The sequence below is a fragment of the Achromobacter sp. FW305-C-28 genome, assembly GCF_058783235.1.
Window position 1 is genome coordinate 1 of the sequence record NZ_JBYSYL010000017.1, and the last position, 20,726, is coordinate 20,726.

The 20,726-nt window shown below is 65.5% G+C and carries 18 protein-coding genes and 1 other RNA gene; 16 read left to right on the plus strand and 3 right to left on the minus strand.

Annotation, left to right across the window (positions count from 1 at the left end):
- The first annotated feature begins 269 nt into the window (after nt 1–269).
- Entirely contained in the window at nt 270–635 is a 366-nt protein-coding gene (locus AC3WMR_RS28520) for a DUF4870 family protein (RefSeq protein WP_492266562.1), read from the plus strand.
- Here AC3WMR_RS28520 and AC3WMR_RS28525 read toward each other — a convergent pair.
- Nucleotides 626–904, minus strand: coding sequence for a hypothetical protein (locus AC3WMR_RS28525; protein ID WP_492266561.1), 279 nt, complete (start codon nt 902–904; stop codon nt 626–628). The genes AC3WMR_RS28520 and AC3WMR_RS28525 overlap by 10 nt on opposite strands.
- Before the next feature lie 127 nt (nt 905–1,031).
- Here AC3WMR_RS28525 and AC3WMR_RS28530 point away from each other — a divergent pair, with 127 nt between their 5' ends.
- A complete protein-coding gene (locus AC3WMR_RS28530) occupies nt 1,032–1,154 on the plus strand; it encodes a hypothetical protein (RefSeq protein WP_492266560.1) in 123 nt (40 codons plus the stop codon).
- A gap of 427 nt (nt 1,155–1,581) precedes the next feature.
- On the opposite strand, the gene AC3WMR_RS28535 is transcribed toward AC3WMR_RS28530, so the two are convergent.
- A complete protein-coding gene (locus AC3WMR_RS28535; protein ID WP_006217453.1) occupies nt 1,582–1,860 on the minus strand; it encodes an SWIB/MDM2 domain-containing protein in 279 nt (92 codons plus the stop codon).
- A 147-nt stretch (nt 1,861–2,007) separates the two neighbouring features.
- Between AC3WMR_RS28535 and AC3WMR_RS28540 the strand changes: the two genes are divergently transcribed.
- Together AC3WMR_RS28540 and pyrC are read left to right on the plus strand one after the other, a co-directional pair.
- On the plus strand, nt 2,008–3,201 hold the full coding sequence (locus AC3WMR_RS28540; protein ID WP_025136617.1) for a M20 aminoacylase family protein: 1,194 nt from the start codon (nt 2,008–2,010) through the stop codon (nt 3,199–3,201).
- 10 nt (nt 3,202–3,211) lie between these two features.
- A complete protein-coding gene (pyrC, locus tag AC3WMR_RS28545) occupies nt 3,212–4,276 on the plus strand; it encodes a dihydroorotase (protein ID WP_492266559.1) in 1,065 nt (354 codons plus the stop codon).
- Nucleotides 4,277–4,343: 67 nt separating this feature from the next.
- On the opposite strand, the gene AC3WMR_RS28550 is transcribed toward pyrC, so the two are convergent.
- Nucleotides 4,344–6,167, minus strand: a complete 1,824-nt coding sequence (locus AC3WMR_RS28550; RefSeq protein ID WP_492266558.1) for an ATP-binding cassette domain-containing protein — start codon at nt 6,165–6,167, stop codon at nt 4,344–4,346.
- A 117-nt stretch (nt 6,168–6,284) separates the two neighbouring features.
- Between AC3WMR_RS28550 and rnpB the strand changes: the two genes are divergently transcribed.
- From rnpB to AC3WMR_RS28610, 12 genes are all read left to right on the plus strand, one after another.
- Nucleotides 6,285–6,690: RNase P RNA component class A (gene rnpB / locus AC3WMR_RS28555), an RNA gene on the plus strand.
- A gap of 322 nt (nt 6,691–7,012) precedes the next feature.
- Nucleotides 7,013–7,441: a division/cell wall cluster transcriptional repressor MraZ gene (gene mraZ, locus AC3WMR_RS28560; protein ID WP_025136620.1), complete on the plus strand. Its 429-nt coding sequence runs from the start codon at nt 7,013–7,015 to the stop codon at nt 7,439–7,441.
- 7 nt (nt 7,442–7,448) lie between these two features.
- Complete coding sequence (gene rsmH, locus AC3WMR_RS28565; protein ID WP_492266557.1) at nt 7,449–8,546, plus strand: 16S rRNA (cytosine(1402)-N(4))-methyltransferase RsmH; 1,098 nt, start codon at nt 7,449–7,451, stop codon at nt 8,544–8,546.
- Nucleotides 8,546–8,836, plus strand: a complete 291-nt coding sequence (gene ftsL / locus AC3WMR_RS28570; RefSeq protein WP_492266556.1) for a cell division protein FtsL — start codon at nt 8,546–8,548, stop codon at nt 8,834–8,836. Before rsmH ends, ftsL begins: the two co-directional genes overlap by 1 nt.
- Nucleotides 8,833–10,560, plus strand: a complete 1,728-nt coding sequence (locus AC3WMR_RS28575) for a peptidoglycan D,D-transpeptidase FtsI family protein (RefSeq protein ID WP_492266555.1) — start codon at nt 8,833–8,835, stop codon at nt 10,558–10,560. The genes ftsL and AC3WMR_RS28575 overlap by 4 nt, the downstream gene beginning before the upstream one ends.
- A complete protein-coding gene (gene murF, locus AC3WMR_RS28580; RefSeq protein WP_492266554.1) occupies nt 10,557–13,415 on the plus strand; it encodes a bifunctional UDP-N-acetylmuramoyl-L-alanyl-D-glutamate--2,6-diaminopimelate ligase MurE/UDP-N-acetylmuramoyl-tripeptide--D-alanyl-D-alanine ligase MurF in 2,859 nt (952 codons plus the stop codon). Before AC3WMR_RS28575 ends, murF begins: the two co-directional genes overlap by 4 nt.
- Nucleotides 13,405–14,574, plus strand: coding sequence for a phospho-N-acetylmuramoyl-pentapeptide-transferase (gene mraY / locus AC3WMR_RS28585; protein WP_025136625.1), 1,170 nt, complete (start codon nt 13,405–13,407; stop codon nt 14,572–14,574). Before murF ends, mraY begins: the two co-directional genes overlap by 11 nt.
- Nucleotides 14,571–16,103, plus strand: a complete 1,533-nt coding sequence (murD, locus tag AC3WMR_RS28590) for a UDP-N-acetylmuramoyl-L-alanine--D-glutamate ligase (RefSeq protein WP_492266553.1) — start codon at nt 14,571–14,573, stop codon at nt 16,101–16,103. The genes mraY and murD overlap by 4 nt, the downstream gene beginning before the upstream one ends.
- Nucleotides 16,100–17,293, plus strand: coding sequence for a putative lipid II flippase FtsW (gene ftsW, locus AC3WMR_RS28595; protein WP_183003265.1), 1,194 nt, complete (start codon nt 16,100–16,102; stop codon nt 17,291–17,293). The genes murD and ftsW overlap by 4 nt, the downstream gene beginning before the upstream one ends.
- Entirely contained in the window at nt 17,290–18,369 is a 1,080-nt protein-coding gene (gene murG, locus AC3WMR_RS28600) for an undecaprenyldiphospho-muramoylpentapeptide beta-N-acetylglucosaminyltransferase (protein WP_492266552.1), read from the plus strand. The genes ftsW and murG overlap by 4 nt, the downstream gene beginning before the upstream one ends.
- A complete protein-coding gene (murC, locus tag AC3WMR_RS28605; RefSeq protein ID WP_492266551.1) occupies nt 18,366–19,772 on the plus strand; it encodes a UDP-N-acetylmuramate--L-alanine ligase in 1,407 nt (468 codons plus the stop codon). Before murG ends, murC begins: the two co-directional genes overlap by 4 nt.
- Nucleotides 19,769–20,719, plus strand: a complete 951-nt coding sequence (locus AC3WMR_RS28610) for a D-alanine--D-alanine ligase (RefSeq protein ID WP_175190687.1) — start codon at nt 19,769–19,771, stop codon at nt 20,717–20,719. Before murC ends, AC3WMR_RS28610 begins: the two co-directional genes overlap by 4 nt.
- Nucleotides 20,720–20,726: the final 7 nt, after the last annotated feature.

Genomic DNA, 20,726 nt, shown 5'->3' on the forward strand with positions numbered 1-20,726 from the left:
AATTCCGAGTCGCGGCGCCACAAACGCGGCAATACAAAAAGCCCCTGGGCGGCTGCGCCGCCCAGGGGCTTTTGCGTTGGCATCGAGCATGGAATACGTAGGGCCAACTGCTGTGAATGGGCAGGCGCCAGGTCTGAAAAAGGATGACTTGAAGTGTCGTCAACAGGGCTGCAAGCCGCGCCAATGCTGAATGTGCCCAAATAACAACGCTCGTGGGCCAGATGGCTTTGTGCGGTAAGATTGACTGAGTCAATTGTTGGAGCGTAATCGTGAGTGATACCCAGACCCCCGCGCCCGGTACGGCATTAGACCTGCGCACGCTGACCCATGTGGCCTACGGCTTGTTTGCCTTGGGCTTTCTGACCAGTGGTTTCCTGGGCATTGCTACGCTGGCTGCCGTCGTGCTGATGTACTTGAAGCGTTCGGACGCCGCTGGTACCGTTTACGCCGCGCATTTCGACTGGTTGCTGCGCACTTTCTGGTGGGCATTGCTGTGGCTGGCCATCAGCGGCCTGGCCCTGGTGATCTATATTGGTTGGATTGGCGTGGTCGCCACCGTTGTTTGGGGCTTGTACCGCCTGATCAAGGGCTGGCTGTCCCTGATGGACGGCACCGCGCCGACCACTTACGCCTGAATATAAGGCTTCCCCTCAAAAAAGGCCGGCATATGCCGGCCTTTTCCTTTTCCACTTTCAGGGTCTGCCCCGGGGGCTGCAACACCCCGCGCAGCATGATTGCCAGAGAGACCGACAATTCGGTTCATGATGACGTATAGCGCGACCAGCAACATGGACGTGCCAAACACGGCGGCCTGAATGCGCATCGCGCGAGGTGACAGGTAGCGGCCGAGGATGACTTTGCCGCCATAGATCCACGGGAAGTGGCAGAGCAGCCCCAGCGTCACGAACGCAGCGCTGAATTTGAAGCGGCCTCTGGATGAGCTTTCACTCGCGTTTGATCGAATGGCAGCCGCAACAGATCACGTGCGGCAGCGGCGGAAGGGGCCGCTCCCGGCGGACCTGGCCAAGCTCATGCTGTTGCACGACGAGCCGCGCGCCGCTTGGCGACAGTGGTGCGAACTGGCGGGTGTGTCGCTGGATCTGACGCAGGGCGTGCAATTCAGCGATGCGGCGCTGGCGCTGAGCGGCTGCTGACGGTGCTGGCGTGGCATTGGGACGCTTGTTGCTGGCAGGAGGTGCTGTACGCGCCGGCAGGTGGGTCCAACTTGTCGACGTGGTCTTGCCGAACGACTACAGGTACTGGCTGGTTTATGCGCGTGCAACGAAAGGGCGGCCGGACGCCGTGGCGTTCCGGAATTGGGCGCATGAGGAAGCCCGCCAATCCAGCCTGAACGAGGGCAAGGAAGCCGTCCGTTAGATCGGTATGCGTAAGTCGAAACGTGAGTCTGCGTGGGAATCATGGCCGTGCCCATCGCGGGTATGGGACTGGCTGCGCCAAGCGGAAAGCCTGTGCGGAACTGCGGTGGCCGGTAGGTGCCACAAGTCGGGGCCGCCCGGCGTTCAAGCCAGGGCGTCACGACAGTATCGAGGCAGGGACGTACGAGGTACGCCCTTTGCCTGCTTACTTCAGATGTGCGTTGACCAGCTTGGTCAGTTCGAACATCGTGACCTGATCCTTGCCAAAGATCGGGCGCAGCTTGGCATCGGCGTTGATGTTGCGCTTGTTGCTGGCGTCTTGCAGGTTGTGCTTCTTGATGTATTCCCAGATCTTCTTGGTGACCTCGGTGCGCGGCACGGCTTCCGAACCGATCACAGCAGCCAATTCGGCGCTGGGAGTCAGGGGCTTCATGAATGCAGCGTTCGGCTTGCGCGCGGTCGCGGGTTTGGAGGTTGTGGCCATAATGCGGCGCTCCTTCTCTGGCTGTTGGAAAAATTGTCCTGCGGCCGGAGCATAACGTGTCTCTCCCGTAAAGACAAAGGCATTTATCCTCTGTAGCAACTAAAATGTCCTGACCGTCCCCCACCTCACGTCATTCTGTAACCTCCTATGTACGCACGTTCTCCTTTGGAATCAATTCGGCTGTTTCATGACGAATTGACGGCGCTGCGGCGCGATTTGCATGCTCATCCAGAATTGGGCTTCGAAGAAGTCCGAACCTCCGGGATCGTCGCGGGTGCGCTGGAGGCGCTGGGAATCGAGGTACACCGGGGCATCGGCAAGACCGGTGTGGTGGGCGTCATCCGTGGCAAGCGTTGCGACAGCGGCCGGATGATCGGCCTGCGTGCCGACATGGATGCCTTGCCCATGACCGAAGACAACGACTTCGGCCACAAGTCCACCAAGCCCGGCTTGATGCACGGTTGTGGCCATGATGGCCATACGGCGGTGCTGATCGGGGCGGCCAAGTACCTGGCCCAGACGCGCAATTTCGATGGCACGGCGGTGCTGATATTCCAGCCGGCAGAAGAAGGGCGCGGTGGCGCGAAAGCCATGCTGGAAGATGGGTTATTCGATACGTTTCCGTGTGATGCGATTTACGCGTTGCACAACTGGCCGGGCCTGAAGCCTGGCACCATCGGCATCAATCCCGGGCCGATGATGGCGGCCGCAGACCGCTTCGAGATCCAGATCACCGGCCGCGGCGGCCACGGCGCGCATCCTTACCAGACGATCGACCCCGTGACCATTGCCGGCCAGATCATCACGGCGTTGCAGACCATCGTGTCGCGTAACGTCAATCCGCTGGATTCCGCCGTGGTATCGATCGGCTCGATGCAGGCGGGGCACCCCGGCGCGATGAGCGTGATCCCGCGCGAAGCCAAGCTGGTGGGCACGGTGCGTACGTTTCGCAAGTCGGTGCAGGAAATGGTTGAGACGCGCATGCGCGAATTGGTCACTGCCATCGCCGGTGCGTTTGGCGGGACGGCCGAACTGATCTATGAACGCATTTATCCCGCAACCCTGAACACCCCGCAGCACGCCAATCTTGTCGCCGACATTGCCACCGAGATGATCGGCAAGGAGAACGTCGTGCGTGACCTGGTACCGTCGATGGGTTCGGAAGATTTTTCCTTCATGTTGCAGAGCAAGCCCGGCGCGTATTTCCGGCTGGGGCAGGGCGGGGCCGATTCCGGCTGCGTGCTGCACAACTCGCATTTTGATTTCAACGATGCCGTCATTCCCCTGGGCAGCGCGATGTTCTGCGCGCTGGCCGAACGGGGCATGCCGCTGGCAGATTAAGAAGCTTCCCATGTCTACGCAAAACACTCAGCAACTGATCATCACCCGTCCCGACGACTGGCACCTGCACCTGCGCGATGGCGCGGCGCTGGAAGCCGTGGTGGCGGACACCGCCAGGCAATTCGCCCGCGCCATCATCATGCCGAACCTGAAGCCGCCGGTGACCACCACCGAGCAGGCGCTGGCGTACCGCGGCCGCATCCTGGCTGCGCTGACCAAGGCGGGCGGCAACGCCGATGCGTTCACGCCGCTGATGACGCTGTACCTGACCGACAATACGTCGGCCGAAGAGATCTATCGTGCGCACGAATCCGGCCAGGTCTACGCGGTCAAGCTGTACCCGGCGGGCGCGACCACCAATTCCGATGCCGGCGTGACCGATCTGCTGGGCAAGTGCGCCAAGGCGCTGGAAGCGCTGGAAAAATGCGGCATGCCGCTGCTGGTGCATGGCGAAGTGACCGATCCGTCGATCGACGTGTTCGACCGCGAGGCAATCTTCGTGGAACGCGTCATGAAGCCGCTACGTCGCGCCTTCCCGGCGTTGAAGGTGGTGTTCGAGCACATCACGACCAAGGAAGGCGCGGAATATGTGCGCGATGCGGAAGGTCCGATCGCCGCGACGATCACGCCGCAGCACATGCTGTACAACCGCAACGCCATTTTCCAGGGCGGCGTGCGCCCGCACTGGTACTGCCTGCCGATTCTCAAGCGCGAAACGCACCGCCTGGCGCTGGTGGAGGCCGCAACCAGCGGTAGCCCGCGATTCTTCCTGGGCACGGACAGCGCGCCGCATGCGCGCGGCCTGAAGGAACACGCCTGTGGCTGTGCCGGTTGCTACACGGCGCTGCACGCCATGGAGCTGTATGCCACGGCGTTCGACGCCGTCGGCAAGCTGGACAAGCTGGAAGGGTTCGCGAGCTTCCATGGCCCGGATTTCTACGGCCTGCCGCGCAGCACCGGCACCTTGACGCTGGTGCGCGAGACCTACCAGGTTCCGGATGAATTGCCTTTCGGCAATACGGCGCTGGTGCCGCTGGCCGCGGGTGAAACTCTGGCCTGGCGCGCCGCGGTCTGACCGCGGCGTGTTCGAAGGAATGTCTATGACATGCCACTATCTATATATATAGATAGTGGCGCTGTCTTCACAGGGCGCCTTCGCGGCGCGCCTCCAGCAGTTCCCAGCGGGCGAACTTTTCTTCGAGTTCGCTTTCGAGCTTGGACAGTTCGCCGTTGATGCGTTCGACTTCGGCCGGGGCATCCCGGTACAGGCTGCCATCGGCGAGCTTGCCGGCCAGTTCGGCCTGCCTGGCTTCGAGCGCGGCGATGGCTTCGGGCAGGCCTTCCAGTTCGCGCAGCTCCCATGAGTTCATCTTGGTGGTCTTGGCCGGCTTGGGCTTGGCGGCCTTGGCGCGGGCTGCGGCCTCGTCGGCAGCCTTGATGGCTTTTTCGGCGTCTTCGCCGTCAGGCGATGCGGGGCGCTGGGCGACCCATTCGTCGTAGCCGCCCACGTAGTCGCGCCAGCGGCCGTGGCCTTCGTAGGCGATGGTTTGCGTGACGACGTTGTTCAGGAAGGCGCGATCGTGGCTGACCAGCAGCACCGTGCCGGGATATTCCTGCAGCAGTTCTTCCAGCAGTTCGAGCGTTTCGATGTCCAGGTCGTTGGTGGGTTCGTCCAGCACCAGGACGTTGGCGGGGCGGGCGAACAGCCGCGCCAGCAGCAGGCGGGCGCGCTCGCCGCCCGACAGGCTGCGTACCGGTGAGCCGGCACGAGCGGGCGAGAACAGGAAGTCGCCCAGGTAGCTCATGACGTGCTTGCGCGTGCCGCCGATTTCCACCCATTCGCTGCCCGGGCTGATGATGTCGACCAGGGTGGCGTTTTCATCGAGTTGGGCGCGCATCTGGTCGAAATAGGCCACCGAGACGTTGGTGCCCAGGCGGGTCGTGCCGCTGTCGGGCTGCATTTCGCCCAGGATGAGCTTGAGCAGGGTGGTCTTGCCGGCGCCGTTGGGCCCGACGATGCCGATGCGGTCGCCGCGCAGCAGCGTGGTGGAGTAGTCGTCCACCACGATCTTGTCGCCAAAGCGCTTGCTGACGTGTTCCAGCTCGGCCACCATCTTGCCCGAGCGTTGGCCTTCGGCCAGTGCCAGGGATACGTCGCCGACGCGTTCGCGGCGCTCGGCGCGTTCGACGCGCAGGCGCTCCAGCCGGCGCACGCGACCTTCATTGCGGGTTCGGCGTGCTTCCACGCCCTTGCGAATCCAGACTTCTTCCTGGGCCAGCAGCTTGTCGAAGCGCGCCTGCTCCAGGCGTTCGGATTCGAGCCACTGCGCCTTGCGCTCCTGCCATTGCGAGAAATTGCCAGGGAAGCTGAGCAGGCGTCCGCGGTCGAGTTCGACGATGCGGGTGGCCACCGAATCCAGGAAGCGGCGGTCGTGGGTGATGATGACCGCGGCGCCTTTCCAGGTGCGCAGCATCTCTTCCAGCCAGGCGATGCCTTCGAAGTCGAGGTGGTTGGTGGGCTCGTCCAGCAGCAGCAGGTCGGGTTCGTCGACCAGGGCGCGGGCCAGCGCGACGCGCTTGCGGGTGCCGCCGGACAGGCCGGCGATCTGCGCGTCCGGGGGCAGGCCCAGTTTTTCGAGCACCGAACGTACGCGCGACGGACGCTGCCAGTCTTCGTGGTCGTCGTCCAGATTGCAGACGACGTCAAAGACGGTGGCGTTCTCGTCGAGCTCGGGTTCCTGTTCGACCGTGGCCACGCGCAGGCCCGACGTGCGGGCGATGTCGCCGTCGTCGGGCAGGGTGCGGCCATCGAGCAGGCGGAGCAGCGAAGACTTGCCGGCGCCGTTGCGGCCGATGAGGCCGATGCGCTCGCCGGCCTGGATGGCGAAGTCGGCGTGGTCCAGCAGCGGATGGTGGCCGTAGGCCAGCTGGATGTCGGTCAGGGTGATGAGAGTTGCGAGGGCCATGTAGTGGTAGTGTCTGCTGCGTCTAGGCGGATCAAGCGCTATTGTCGCAGGAACCCTGCCCGGTCGTTTGGCCCCTCAGGGGGACAGGCTCGCAACCTGTACTAGAATACGCACCGCAAGGCGGGTCGGGCGATCGCGGTGGATGCGAATCCATCGAGGAAGGTCTGGACTCCACAGGGCAGGGTAACGGCTAACGGCCGTCCGGCTGCGTCTTCGGGCGCGGACGAGGAATAGGACCACAGAGACGAGTCTGCGGGGCGGGCGCGCCAGTCGCGCACTGATACGGCCATCTCCGTATTGCGTCGGTCGGCAACGATCGGCGGCATCGCAGGGTGAAACGCGGCAACCTCTACCCGGAGCAACATCAAATAGGCATGCGTGCGGCTTTCGGGCCGCGAAGGGCGGCTCCGTTCAAGCATGCGGGTAGGTGGCTACAGCGGGTCAGCAATGATCCGCGCAGAGGAATGATTGCCCGCCAGGGAAACCTGGCGTACAGAATCCGGCCTATAGACCCGTCTTGCATTGAATTTCTCTTACGTGCGGCGCCGATGGCTTTTTTTCAGAGCCAAGAGCGCGGCAGCCCGCGCGGAACGCCCGCCAGTCTTCGGCCAGCGGGCCAGGTAAAACAATGCAAAGGCATCGTTAGCCGCCACTTCTTAAGAAGCACTTTTAGTTAGTGACGCAACCTCCTGATTTATTAGGAGGTTTTTCTTTTTGCGCATTTACAAGTTGCTCTAAGTCCTTGTTGTGATTGAAAAAATTGCAACCGCGCGCTTGACCGCCCCATTGCCATACCGTAGAGTGGGAAATAGTAGGAAATTGTGCAATTAAGTGGGGTAAAAGTGGTGTTTCAGGGAAGCAGCGCGCTCACGCTGGATGCCAAGGGACGGATCTCGATTCCGACCCGGCATCGTGACGCGCTGGTGTCGCAGGCCGAAGGCCGCCTGACCCTGACTCGCCATCCAGACGGCTGCCTGCTGGTGTACCCGCGGCCCGAGTGGGAAAAGAAGCGCGAGCAGATTGCCGCCTTTCCCATGACGGCTCGCGCGTTGCAGCGGCTGTTGCTGGGCAACGCTCAGGACGTGGAACTGGACGGCTCTGGCCGCGTCCTGATCGCGCCTGAACTGCGCAACGCTTCCGGTATGACGCGCGATGTGATGCTGCTCGGTCTGGGCGCTCATTTCGAGCTGTGGGATGCCGCTACCCTGGCAAGCCGAGAGGCTGAAGACCTGGCCAAGGGTATGCCGGATGTGTTGAATCAGTTTTCGTTCTGAAAAAGTTATGGAATTCGAACATCGGCCCGTCCTGCTGGAGCCGACGGTGGACGCGCTGTTGCTGGCCGATTTCGGCGGCAAGGGCGCGACCCGGTCGCACACCCAGGACGAGCCGGCCGCGGCTACGCGGACGGAACGTGGCGTCTTTGTAGACGGTACGTTCGGACGTGGCGGCCACAGCCGGGAATTGCTCAGTCGCCTGGGGGCGGGGGCGCGGCTGGTGGTGTTCGACAAGGACCCCGAGGCCATTGCGGTCGCCAATGCGTTGGCGGCGGCGGACTCCCGGGTGACGGTGGTGCATGGGGGCTTTGCCTCCATGGCCGAAGAATTAGGGCAGCTCGGCATCGACAAGGTCGATGGCGTGATGCTGGATCTGGGCGTTTCGTCGCCTCAGATCGACGATGCCGAACGCGGTTTCTCGTTCATGCGAGACGGCCCGCTCGACATGCGGATGGACACCACTCGTGGACCCACGGTGGCGGATTGGCTGGCGCAAGCCAGTGTGGATGAGATGCGGGAGGTCATAGCGGATTATGGCGAAGAACGGTTTGCTTTTCAGGTTGCAAAGGCGATTGCTGCTCGCCGCGCAACAAGGCCGCTGCGCACCACGCTCGAACTTGCCGAGTGCGTCGCCAGCGCCGTCCGCACGCGCGAAAAGGGGCAGCATCCGGCCACACGCACCTTTCAAGCTCTACGGATTTACATCAATCGGGAACTCGAAGAGCTCGCGCGCACCCTCGCGTCAGCTTTAGATCTGCTCGCCCCAGGGGGGAGGTTGGCGGTGATCAGCTTTCATTCGCTTGAAGACCGCATGGTCAAGCAGTGCATCGCGGCGGCGGCTCGTCCGGCTGCCGCGCATGCGCGCCTGCCGCTGCGCGAAAGCGAAATGCCCCAACCCGTATTGCGCTCCCTGGGACGCGTGCTGGCCGAAGACGACGAAGTCTCGGCCAATGCGCGTGCCCGCTCGGCGGTGCTGCGCGTCGCCGAACGCACCCATACCCCGTTGTCTGCCGAGGGCGGCGCCGCGTTCGTCAAGATCGGCTCGCTGCCCGGCAGCGACCTGGCTCCGCCGCCGCGCCGCGGTGGCAAGGGAGGGCGCCGCTGATGGGTCGCGTCAACCTGATCGTTGCGGCTTTACTGATGCTGTCGGCCATTTCCCTGGTCACCAGCCGGTATCAGTCGCGCCAGCTCTTTGTTGAGCTGGGTCGTGATCAGGCGCAGGCGCGCGACCTGGAAACCAACTGGCGGCGCCTGCAGCTGGAACGCGCCGAACTTGCGCGTAATGCGCGGGTCGATGTGATTGCGCGCGACAACCTGAAGATGATTCCCATCGTTCCGGACCGTACGCTGTATCTGAACCAGGCCCCGGTGTCGGCCAACGGAGGTGCCCAATGAAGCGCGTTCCGTTCTTCGACAATCCGGTGTTGCGTGGGCAGTTGCCGACGTGGCGCGCCCGCCTGGTGCTGATCCTGCTGTTCGGCGGTTTTACCGTGCTGGCTGGCCGCGCCCTGTTTCTCCAAGGCCTGTCCACCGAGTTCCTCCAGCAGCAAGGCGAGCGCCGTTACGAGCGCACGCTGACGCTGGCCGCCACGCGCGGCAAGATCATGGACCGCAATGGCGCCGTGCTGGCGTCGAGCGTGCCGGCGCGCGCTATTTGGGCCATCCCCGAAGACCTGAAGCAGGCCACGCCTTCTCAGTTGGACTCCCTGGCCAAGCTGCTTGAGTCCCCGATCGCCGACCTGCGTCGCCGGGTCGAAGAAGACAAGAACTTCGTCTATCTCAAGCGCCAGGTCTCGATGGACGTGGCCGACAAGATCAAGCAGCTGGGCCTGCCCGGCGTGCACCAGCAGCCCGAGACCCGCCGCTACTACCCGGACGGCGACGTGATGGCGCACGTGGTCGGGTTCAACAGCGTCGAAGACCAGGGCCAGGAAGGGGTCGAACTGACCTTCAACCAGCAGCTGTCGGGCCGCCCGGGTAGCCGCCGCGTCATCAAGGACCGCCTGGGCCGCGTCATCGAAGACGTGCAGGCCGTGACCTTGCCGGTGGATGGCCGCGACCTGCGCCTGTCCATCGATACCCGTCTGCAGTACCTGGTGTTCAAGGAATTGAAGGACGCCATGGACAAGCACCAGGCCAAGGGCGCAACCGCCGTGGTCGTCGATGTGCATACCGGCGAAATCCTGGCGCTGGCCAACGTGCCGACGTTCGACCCGAACAAGCGCGAGACCTTCCACGGCGCCAACCTGCGCAACCAGGCCATTACCGATACGTTCGAGCCCGGCTCGATCATGAAGCCGTTCACGGCCGCACTGGCGCTGGACCTGGGTCGCATCAGCACGACCACCCTGTTCGAAACCGGCAACGGCCGTTTCACCTACCAGGGCAGCACCATCAGCGACGTGAGCCGCAACGGCACCCTGGACGTGGCCGGCGTGCTGCGCAAGTCCAGCAACATCGGCATGACGATGATCTCCGAGAAGCTGGAATCCCGCGAGATGTGGGATCGCTTCACCGAATTGGGCCTGGGTCAGGCACCCCAAGTGGGATTCCCTGGCGCCGCGCCCGGCCGCCTGCGCCCCTGGGACCGCTGGCGCCTGATCGAAAAGGCCACGATGGCCTATGGCTACGGCCTGTCGGTGTCGCTGCTGCAGGTGGCGCGTGCCTACACCGTGTTCGCCCGCAACGGCGACATGGTCTCGCTGACCCTGGTCAAGCGCGACAGCGATCCCACCAGCGTCAAGATCTATACGCCCAAGACCACTGCGCTGGTCCGCGGCATGCTGGAAGCCGCCGCCGGCCCCGAAGGCACCAAGGCGGCCCAGGTCCAGGGCTACCGCGTGGCCGGCAAGAGCGGCACCGCGCGCAAGATCGTGGATGGCAAGTACAGCATGCAGCGCTATCGCAGCTCGTACGTGGGCTTTGCTCCTGTGTCCGATCCGAAGATCGTCGTGGCCGTGTCCATCGACGAGCCCACGGTCGGCGGTTATTACGGCGGCGCGATTGCCGCACCCGTGTTCTCCCATATTGTCGGCGGGAGTCTGCGGTTGATGGGTGTGAGGCCGGACGCGCCCTTCGAATCCACTATTGTTGCCGGTATCAAGGAGCCAGGCAGATGAGCGCCAAAGGCTTCCTCTCATCCCCCGCCGCCACGGTCGAACAAGCCGTGGCGTGGTTGCATTCGCGCGTGTCGTTGACCGCGCACCTGAAACTGGACTCGCGCGAGATCGAGCCGGGCGACGTGTTCGTCGCCTGCCCGGGCCTGTCCAGCGATGGCCGTCTTTATATAGAGAAGGCGTTGGCGCTGGGCGCCAGCGCGGTGTTGTTCGAGGCGCCCGCCACCGAGGCCATCGAGGCCGCCGCCGGCGATACGCCAATGCTGCCGGTGACCGGCCTGCGCGCTCTGCTGGGCGAACTGGGCGACACCTGGTATGGCCGCCCCTCGTCGGCGCTGGCCGTGGTGGCCGTGACCGGCACCAATGGCAAGACTTCGTCGGTGCAATGGATTGCCCACGCACTGGGCCGCAATGACAAGCCTTGCGGCACCATCGGTACGCTGGGCGCCGTGCTGCCGGACGGCCGCACGCTGGGCGGCAGCCTGACGACCCCCGATGTGCTGACCGTGCACCGCCTGCTGGCCGCGATGCGCGATGCCGGCGCCAAGGCGGTGGCCATGGAGGCGTCTTCCATCGGCATCGAGCAGGGCCGCATGGATGGCGTGCGCGTGGCGTTGGCCGCGTACACCAATCTGACCCGCGATCATCTGGATTACCACGGCACGATGGAGCGCTACGAGGCCGCCAAGGCGCGCCTGTTCCGCTGGCCGGGCCTGAATGCCGCGGTGGTGAATGCGGACGACGAAGCCGGACGCCGCCTGATTGCGTCGCTGCCGGCCGACGTATCGGTCATGGGCTACAGCCTGAGCGCGGATGCCTATATTCCCGCCGCGATGCGCGCGCGTGATCTCCAGGCCACTGCCCAAGGCCAGATCTTCACGCTGGTGTCGCCGCATGGCGAGGCGCAGATCGTGACGCGCCTATTGGGCGCGCACAACGTGTCGAACCTGTTGCTGGTGGCCGGCGTGCTTTACAAGCTGGGCCTGCCGTTTGCGCAGATCGCACGTGAATTGGCCGCGACCGATCCCGTCGATGGCCGCCTGCAGACCGTGGAACCCGTCGTCTCCAGCACCCAGGCCAATGCCGGGCGCGGCGCGCTGGTCGTAGTGGATTACGCCCACACGCCCGACGCGTTGGCGCGGGCCCTGGCGGCCTTGCGTCCGGTGGCGCAGGCGCGTGCCGGCCGCCTCATCTGCCTGTTCGGCTGCGGCGGCGAACGAGATCCGGGCAAGCGTCCCGAAATGGGCCGCATTGCCGCCGAGCTGGCCGACCACGTGGTGGTGTCCAGCGACAACCCCCGTACCGAATCGCCTGAAGCCATCGTGGCGCAGATCCTCGCGGGCATTCCCGCGTCGGCAGGTGCTGACGTACAGGTCGACCGCGCCCGCGCCATCATGCAGACCATCTGGGCCAGTTCGCCCGAAGACGTGGTGCTGCTGGCCGGCAAGGGCCACGAGACCTACCAGGACATCGGCGGCGAAAAGCTGCCCTTCGACGACCGCGAGTGGGCCCGACTGGCGCTGCTCTTGCCGCTGGTGAAGGGCGTGTCCACGGACACGCGCCGCATCGGCGCCGGTGAATTGTTCGTGGCGCTGGTTGGCGATAACTTCGACGCGCATAACTATCTGGACCAGGCCGCTGAACGCGGCGCCTGCGCCGCCGTGGTGGCGCATGCTGTGCCGGACTCGAGCCTGCCGCAACTGGTGCTGGGCGATACCCGCCTGGCGCTGATGCGCATCGGTGCCGCCTGGCGCGCCCAGTACACGCTGCCGGTGGTGGCGGTGACGGGCAGCAATGGCAAGACGACCACCAAGGAAATGATTTCCGCCATGCTGGCGGGCTGGAAGGGCGAAGCGGCCCGGCTGGCCACCGCGGGCAACCTGAACAACGATATCGGCGTGCCGCTGACGCTGTTGCGCCTGCGGCCCGAGCATCGTGCGGCGGTGTTCGAACTGGGCATGAACCATCCGGGCGAGATCGCGCAGCTGGCTGCCATCGCCGCGCCCAGCGTGGCGTTGGTGACCAATGCGCAGCGCGAGCACCAGGAATTCATGCATACCGTGGAAGCGGTGGCCTATGAAAATGGCGCGGCCATCGCGGCCCTGCCCGACGACGGTGTGGCCGTGTACCCCGGCGACGAGCCCTATGCGGCCATCTGGGACAAGTTGGCCGCGCCGCGCCGCGTGCTGCGTTTCGGCCTGCAGCCCGGCCTGGACGTCTACGCGGAGCAGATCCTGGCAGATGTCGATTCGACGCGTTGCCGCGTGGTGACGCCGATGGGCGCCGCCGACCTGACCCTGCCGGTGCCCGGCCTGCACAACCTGCGCAATGCACTGGCCGCTATCGCCAGCGCCATCGCTGCGGGGGCGCCGCTGGATGTCGCCGTGCGCGCGCTGGCCGGCTTCAGCCCGGTCGCGGGTCGCATGCAGTACAAGAAATTGAGTGACGGAACGTTGCTCATCGATGACACCTACAATGCCAACCCCGATTCGGTTCGCGTGGCCATCGACGTGCTGGCGCGTATCGGCGGCACCCGCGTCCTGGTACTGGGCGACATGGGTGAGGTCGGGGACAACGGCCCCGCCATGCATGTCGAGGTGGGCAACTACGCGCGCGAGCAAGGGCTCGACGCGCTCATCACGCTAGGCGAAGCCAGCCGGGCGGCAGCCGCCGCTTACGGTTCGGGCGCGCACGCCTGCGCATCGGTAGACGAAGTCGTTGCCGCGTTGCGCGGCCTGCGCGCGTCCTGCGTATTGATTAAGGGATCGCGCTTTATGCGCATGGAGCGGGTAGTGACGGCTTTTACTTCGACTGACGGGCAAGTGTCCAAGGGGCAGGGAGACCACCATGCTGCTTGAGATCGCCCGTCTGCTTTCCGATGATGTGCGCGCCTTGGGCGTGTTCGAATACATCACGCTGCGTGCGGTATTGGCATGCGCCACCGCCTTGCTGATCGGCCTGGTGGCCGGTCCGCGCGTGATCCGCAAGCTGACCGAAATGAAGATCGGCCAGGCCGTGCGCTCGTACGGACCCGAAACGCATCTGGTCAAGACCGGCACCCCCACCATGGGCGGCGTGCTGATCCTGATTTCGATCGCCATCAGCACGTTGCTGTGGGCCGACTGGACCAACCGCTTCGTGTGGGTGGTGCTTCTGGTGACCTTTGGCTTCGGCTGGATCGGCTGGATGGACGATTACCGCAAGGTGGTCTACCGCGATCCGGAAGGCATGCCGGCGCGCCAGAAGTTCTTCTGGCAAGCCACCATCGGCCTGGTGGCCGCGGTCTACCTGGCGTTTGCCGTGTCGGCGCCGGCCAATACCGAACTGTGGCCGCTCTTCAAGGCCTGGGTGGGCAGCGGCTTCACGATGGCACTGCCGACGCGCGCCGACCTGATCGTGCCGTTCTTCAAGACCGTCAGCTATCCGCTGGGCGTGCTGGGCTTCGTGGCGCTGACATGGGCCGTGATCGTGGGTACCAGCAACGCCGTCAACCTGACCGACGGCCTGGACGGCCTGGCGATCATGCCCACCGTGATGGTGGGCAGCGCGCTGGGCATCTTCGCCTACGTTGTCGGCCGCGTCGATTATTCGAAGTATTTGTTGTTCCCTTATATCCCGGGGGCGTCCGAACTGATGGTGCTGTGCGCGGCAATCGGCGGCGCAGGTCTGGCGTTTTTGTGGTTCAACGCGTATCCGGCGCAGGTCTTCATGGGTGACGTCGGCGCGCTGGCTTTGGGCGGCGCGCTGGGCACCATCGCGGTCATCGTGCGCCAGGAAATCGTGCTGTTCATCATGGGCGGCGTGTTCGTGGTCGAGACCCTGTCGGTCATGATCCAGGTGACCTGGTTCAAGTACACGAAGCGACGTTATGGAACAGGTCGACGCATATTCCGCATGGCGCCGCTGCATCATCACTTTGAAGTGGGCGGCTGGAAAGAAACCCAGGTGGTCGTGCGTTTCTGGATCATCAGCATGATGCTGGTGCTGATTGGCCTCTCTACCCTGAAGTTGCGATGAATACGATGGAAACCTCCCGCGCTGACGCGCCGCTCGTCCTGATCCTCGGATTGGGCGAGTCGGGTGTCGCCGCCGCTCGCTGGAGCGCCCGACAGGGCGCCCGCCTGCGCGTGGCCGATACGCGCGCGGAGCCGGGCGGTCTGCCGGCGCTGCGCGACGCGCTGGCGCAAGCCGAGGTCGAGTACCGCCTGGGTTGCGACACCTCGTTCGACGTTGCACTGCTGGACGGCGTGAACCAGGTCGTGATCAGCCCGGGCCTGGCGCCCACCGGCGCGCCGGCCGAAGACCTGCTGCGCGAGGCCAAGGCCCGCGGCATCGAAGTCATCGGCGAAATGGAACTGTTCGCACGCGCCTTGGCCGAATTGGCCGAAAGCCGTGACTACCGTCCCCGCGTGCTGGCCGTGACCGGCACCAACGGCAAGACCACCGTGACCGCTCTGACGCGCGACCTGGTGCAGGCCAGCGGCCTGTCGGTGCTGGCTGCCGGCAATATCAGCCCGGCCGCGCTGACCGCGTTGATGGGGGCGCTGGACGCCGACGAACTGCCGCAGGTGTGGGTGCTGGAGTTCTCCAGCTTCCAGCTGGAAACCACGCACACGCTGATGGCCGACGCCGCCGTCGTGCTGAATGTGACGCAAGATCACCTGGACTGGCATGGCGGCATGGACGCCTATGCGCAGGCCAAGGCGCGCCTCTTGAAGATGGCACGCGTGGCCATCGTCAATCGCGAAGATCCGTACACGGTCGCCATGGTGCCGACGCTGGACGCGCTGAACGTGCGCAGCTTCGGCCGTGACGTGCCCGAGCGCGTGGGCGACATGGGCCTGGAATTGGGCCAGGGTGTGGCCTGGCTGGTGGCCGCCGAGCCGGTCGATTTCGACGAGCCCGTCGCACCCGTGCGCCGCAAGAAAGACGCGCCGGAACCCGTGCGTGCCAAAGGCCGCATGAGCCGCCTGATGCCGGTGGATGCGCTGCGCATCCGCGGCATCCACAACGCCTTGAATGCCCTGGCCGCGCTGCAACTGGCGCGTTGCCTGGACCTGGGCTGGGGCGCCATGCTGCGCGCCCTGCGCGACTACGCGGGCGAACCGCATCGCGCTGCGTTCGTGCGCAACATCGGCGGCGTCGATTACATCAACGACAGCAAGGGCACCAACGTGGGCGCCACCGTGGCCGCGCTGGAAGGCCTGGGCCAGCCCGTGGTGCTGATCGCCGGCGGCCTGGGCAAGGGGCAGGATTTCTCGCCGCTGATCCCGGTCGTCTCGCGCCACGCTCGCGCTGTGGTATTGATCGGCCAGGACGGTCCTGAAATTGGCCGCGTGCTGGCCGAAACCGGCGTCGATTGCCTCCAGGCCGCTTCCCTGCACGAGGCCGTGCGCCGCGCCGCCGACCTGGCGCAAGCCGGCGACGCGGTGCTGCTGTCGCCCGCCTGCGCCAGCATGGACATGTTCCGCAACTACCCGCACCGCGGGCAGGTGTTCGTGGAAGAGGTCGAGGACCTGGCCCGCGACCGTGGAGAGGTGGCATGAGCCTGATCGCCGATCTCACCGCCAGCGTCAACGCCGTACGGCCCGGCCGTACCCGCATGCGCAACTTCGATCTGCCGCTGGTCATCGCGGCGTCGACGTTGTTGCTGCTTGGCTTGCTGATGGTGTATTCGGCATCGATCGCGCTGGCCGACGGCCCGCGCTATGCCTCGTATGGCCGCTATTACTTCGTGATCCGCCACGGCCTGTTCATCAGCGCCGGCCTGCTGGCCGCCGCGATCGTGCTGGCCATTCCCATCCGCGTCTGGCAGCGCCTGGCCGTGCCGCTGTTCGTGGTGGCGATGGTGCTGCTGGTGGCCGTGCTGGTGCCCGGCATCGGCCGCGAGGTCAACGGCGCGCACCGCTGGATTCCCCTGGGTCCGCTGAATTTCCAGCCGTCCGAACTGATGAAGCTGGCCGCGCTGCTGTACGCCGCCGACTACACCGTGCGCAAGCAGGAACACATGCAGGCCTTTGCCCGCGGCTTCCTGCCGATGGCGTTCGCGCTGGCCGGCGTGGGCATGCTGCTGCTGCTCGAGCCCGACCTGGGCGCCTTCATGGTGATCGTGGCGATTGCCATCGGCATCCTGTTCCTGGGCGGCATCAACGGCAAGTACTTCAGCAGCCTGCTGGCGGTGCTGGTCAGTACCTTCCTGATGCTGATCTGGCTGTCGCCGTGGCGCCGTGCGCGCCTGTTCGCTTACCTGGATCCCTGGAACGAAGACAACGCCTACGGTAGCGCCTATCAGCTGTCGCACTCGCTCATCGCGTTGGGCCGCGGCGAATGGCTGGGCGTGGGCCTGGGCGCCAGCGTCGAAAAACTGCATTACCTGCCCGAAGCGCACACCGACTTCCTGATGGCGGTGGTGGGCGAGGAACTCGGCTTTGCCGGCGTGATGCTGGTGATCACGCTGTTCGCCATCATCGTCTACCGCGGCTTTGACATCGGCCGCCAGGCCATCGCCATGGAACGCACCTTCGCGGGCCTGGTGGCGCATGGCGTGGCGATGTGGTTCGGCGTGCAGGCCTTCATCAACATGGGCGTGTGCCTGGGGCTGCTGCCCACCAAGGGCCTGACCCTGCCGCTGATGAGTTACGGCGGTTCGGGCGTGGTGATGAACCTGTGTGCCCTGGCCATGCTGATCCGGGTGGACGTCGAAAACCGCATCATGATGCGCGGGGGGCGGACATGAGCGCCACGCCTCGCACCATCCTGATCATGGCCGGCGGCACCGGCGGCCACATCATGCCCGGCCTGGCCGTGGCCGATGTGCTGCGCCAGCGCGGCTGGCGCGTGCTGTGGCTGGGCAATCCCGACAAGATGGAAGGCAAGCTGGTGCCGCCGCGCGGCATCGAACTCGTGCCGCTGCGTTTTGCCGGCGTGCGCGGCAAGGGCGCTGCGGCGCTGCTCAAGCTGCCGTTCCTGCTGGTGCGCGCATTTGCGCAGGCCTGGGGCCGGTTGTCCGCGGTGCGTCCCGACGTGGTGCTGGGCATGGGGGGCTACGTTGCCTTCCCCGGTGGCGTCATCGCCGCGCTGCGCGGCACGCCGCTGGTGGTGCACGAACAGAACGCCGTGGCTGGCACCGCCAACAGGTGGCTGGCCCGCATGGCGCGCCGCGTGCTTAGCGGGTTCCCCGGCGTGCTGCCCAAGGGCGAAGCCATGGGCAATCCGGTGCGCGCCGACCTGTGCGCCTTGCCCGATCCGGCCCAGCGCTACAGCGGCCGCAGCGGTGCGCTGCGGGTGCTGGTGGTCGGCGGCAGCCTGGGCGCCCAGGCATTGAATACCGCCGTACCCCAGGCGCTGGCGCGCCTGCCGCAAGACCGTCGGCCGGTGGTGGTTCACCAGGCCGGCGAACAACATCTGCCGGCGCTGCAGCAGGCCTACGCCCAGGCGGGCGTAGCGGCCGACTGCCGCGCCTTCATCGACGACATGGCCGGCGCCATGGGCGATGCCGACCTGCTGATCTGCCGCGCGGGCGCCATGACGGTGTCCGAAGTGGCCGCGGCGGGCGTGGCGGCGCTGTTCGTGCCGTTTCCCCATGCCATCGATGACCACCAAACCGCCAACGCGCGCTTCCTGAGCGACGCGCAGGCCGCCTGGCTGCAGCCGCAGAACGCCTTGAGCCCCGAGTGGCTGGCGGACTGGCTGGGCCAGCGCTCCCGTCAAGAACTGCAGGCTGTCGCCGAACGGGCCCGCGCGCATGCGCACCCCGAAGCCGCAGCCCATATCGCCGACGTCTGTGAACAAGCAGCGGGGCGTTCAACATGAAACACAGAATTCAACATATCCATTTCGTAGGCATTGGCGGCTCCGGCATGAGCGGCATTGCCGAGGTGCTGCTCAACCTGGGCTACACCATCAGCGGTTCCGACCTGAACGAGTCGGCCGTGACGCGCCGTCTGGCCAGCCTGGGCGTGAACATCGCGATTGGCCACGTCGCCAGCAACGTCACCGGCGCGGGCGCGATCGTCACGTCCACGGCGGTGGCAGGCGACAACCCCGAGGTCATTGCGGCGCGCGCCGCGCGCATTCCGGTGGTGCCGCGCGCCATCATGTTGGCCGAACTGATGCGCCTGAAGCGCGGCATTGCGGTGGCCGGGACGCACGGCAAGACCACCACGACCAGCCTGGTGGCCAGCATCCTGGCCGCGGGCGACCTGGACCCGACCTTCGTGATCGGTGGCCGCCTCAATTCCGCGGGCGCCAACGCACGCCTGGGGCAGGGCGACTACATCGTGGTGGAAGCCGACGAATCCGACGCCTCGTTCCTGAACCTGCTGCCGGTGATGGCCATCGTGACCAACATCGACGCGGACCACATGGACACCTACGGCCATGATGTGGCGCGCCTGAAGAGCGCGTTCATCGAGTTCACGCAGCGCCTGCCGTTCTACGGCAGCGCCGTGCTGTGCACCGACGACGCCAACGTGCGCGAGATCATGCCTTTCGTGTCGCGTCCCATCACGTCGTACGGCCTGAACGAAGAGGCCATGGTGCGCGGCTACGAAGTGCAGCCGGAAGGTACGCGCATGCGTTTCAACGTGCAGCGCAGCCATCGCGATACCTTGCTGCCGCCGTTGCAGGTGGTGTTGAACCTGCCTGGCCTGCACAACGTGCGCAACGCACTGGCGGCGATCGCCGTAGCGACTGAACTTGGTGTGTCCGACGAAGCCATCTGCGATGCGCTGGCCTCCTTCAAGGGCGTGGGCCGGCGGTTCACGCAGACCGGCGAATTCCCCGTGCCCGCCTCGCATGGCGGCGGCACGTTCACGGTGATCGACGATTACGGCCACCACCCGGTCGAGATGGCCGCCACGTTGGCCGCCGCCCGTGGTGCCTGGCCTGACCGCCGCATCGTGTTGGCTTTCCAGCCGCACCGCTACACGCGGACGCGTGATTGCTTTGAAGATTTCGTGCGTGTGCTGGGCACGGCCGACGCCGTGCTGCTGACCGAGGTCTATTCCGCGGGCGAGCCGCCCCTGGTGGCCGCCGATGGCCGCGCCTTGTCGCGCGCCCTGCGCGTGGCCGGCAAGGTCGAACCGGTTTTCGTCGAAGACGTCGCCGAACTGCCGCAAGCCGTGGTGGATTTCGTGCGCGACGGCGACGTGGTGATTGTTATGGGAGCGGGTTCGATCAGCAAGGTCCCCGCCCAAGTTGGAGAACTGGCATGACCGCGAAATTCGGCAAGGTAGGCGTGTTGTACGGCGGTCGTTCCGCCGAGCGCGAGGTGTCCTTGATGTCCGGGGCCGGCGTGCACCAGGCACTGCTCAGCGCCGGCGTCGACGCGCACTTGTTCGATACCGGCGAGCGCAGCCTGGCCGAGCTGGCCAGCCAGGGTTTTGACCGCGTGTTCATCGCGCTGCACGGCCGTTACGGCGAAGACGGTTCGATCCAGGGCGCCCTGGAACTGCTGGGCATTCCCTATACCGGCAGCGGCCCGCTGGCCTCGGCACTGGCCATGGACAAGACCATGACCAAGCGCGTCTGGCTGCAGCAAGGCCTGCCGACGCCGCAATTCGAATTGCTGGACGCCGACACCGAACTGCGCCTGGTGCCCGACCGCCTGAGCCTGCCGCTGATCATCAAGCCGCCGCATGAAGGTTCGACCGTGGGCATCACCAAGGTGGTGGGTTATTCCGACATGAAGGAAGCCTATGCCCTGGCCGCCAAGTTCGACGCCGAGGTGCTGGCAGAGCAATTCATCCAGGGCCGCGAACTGACCGTGGCGGTACTGGGCGGCGGCAAGACCGCGCGCGCGCTGCCGGTCATCGAGATCGCCGCGCCCGGTGGCAACTACGACTACGAGCACAAGTACTTCTCGGACGACACGCAGTATTTCTGCCCGGCCACGCTGCCGCCGGCGGTGGCCGAAGAAGTGTCCGACATCGCCGTGCGTGCTTACCGCGCGCTGGGCTGCGAAGGCTGGGGCCGCGCCGACTTCATCCTGGACGCCGACAACCGCCCCTGGCTGCTTGAAATGAATACATCGCCCGGCATGACGAGCCATTCGCTGGTTCCCATGGCCGCCCGCGCCACCGGGATGAGCTACGCCGACCTGTGCGTGGCGATCCTGGCCGACGCTTCGTGCAAAGTGCACAGCATCGCTCGCAACGCTTGACCTGGAT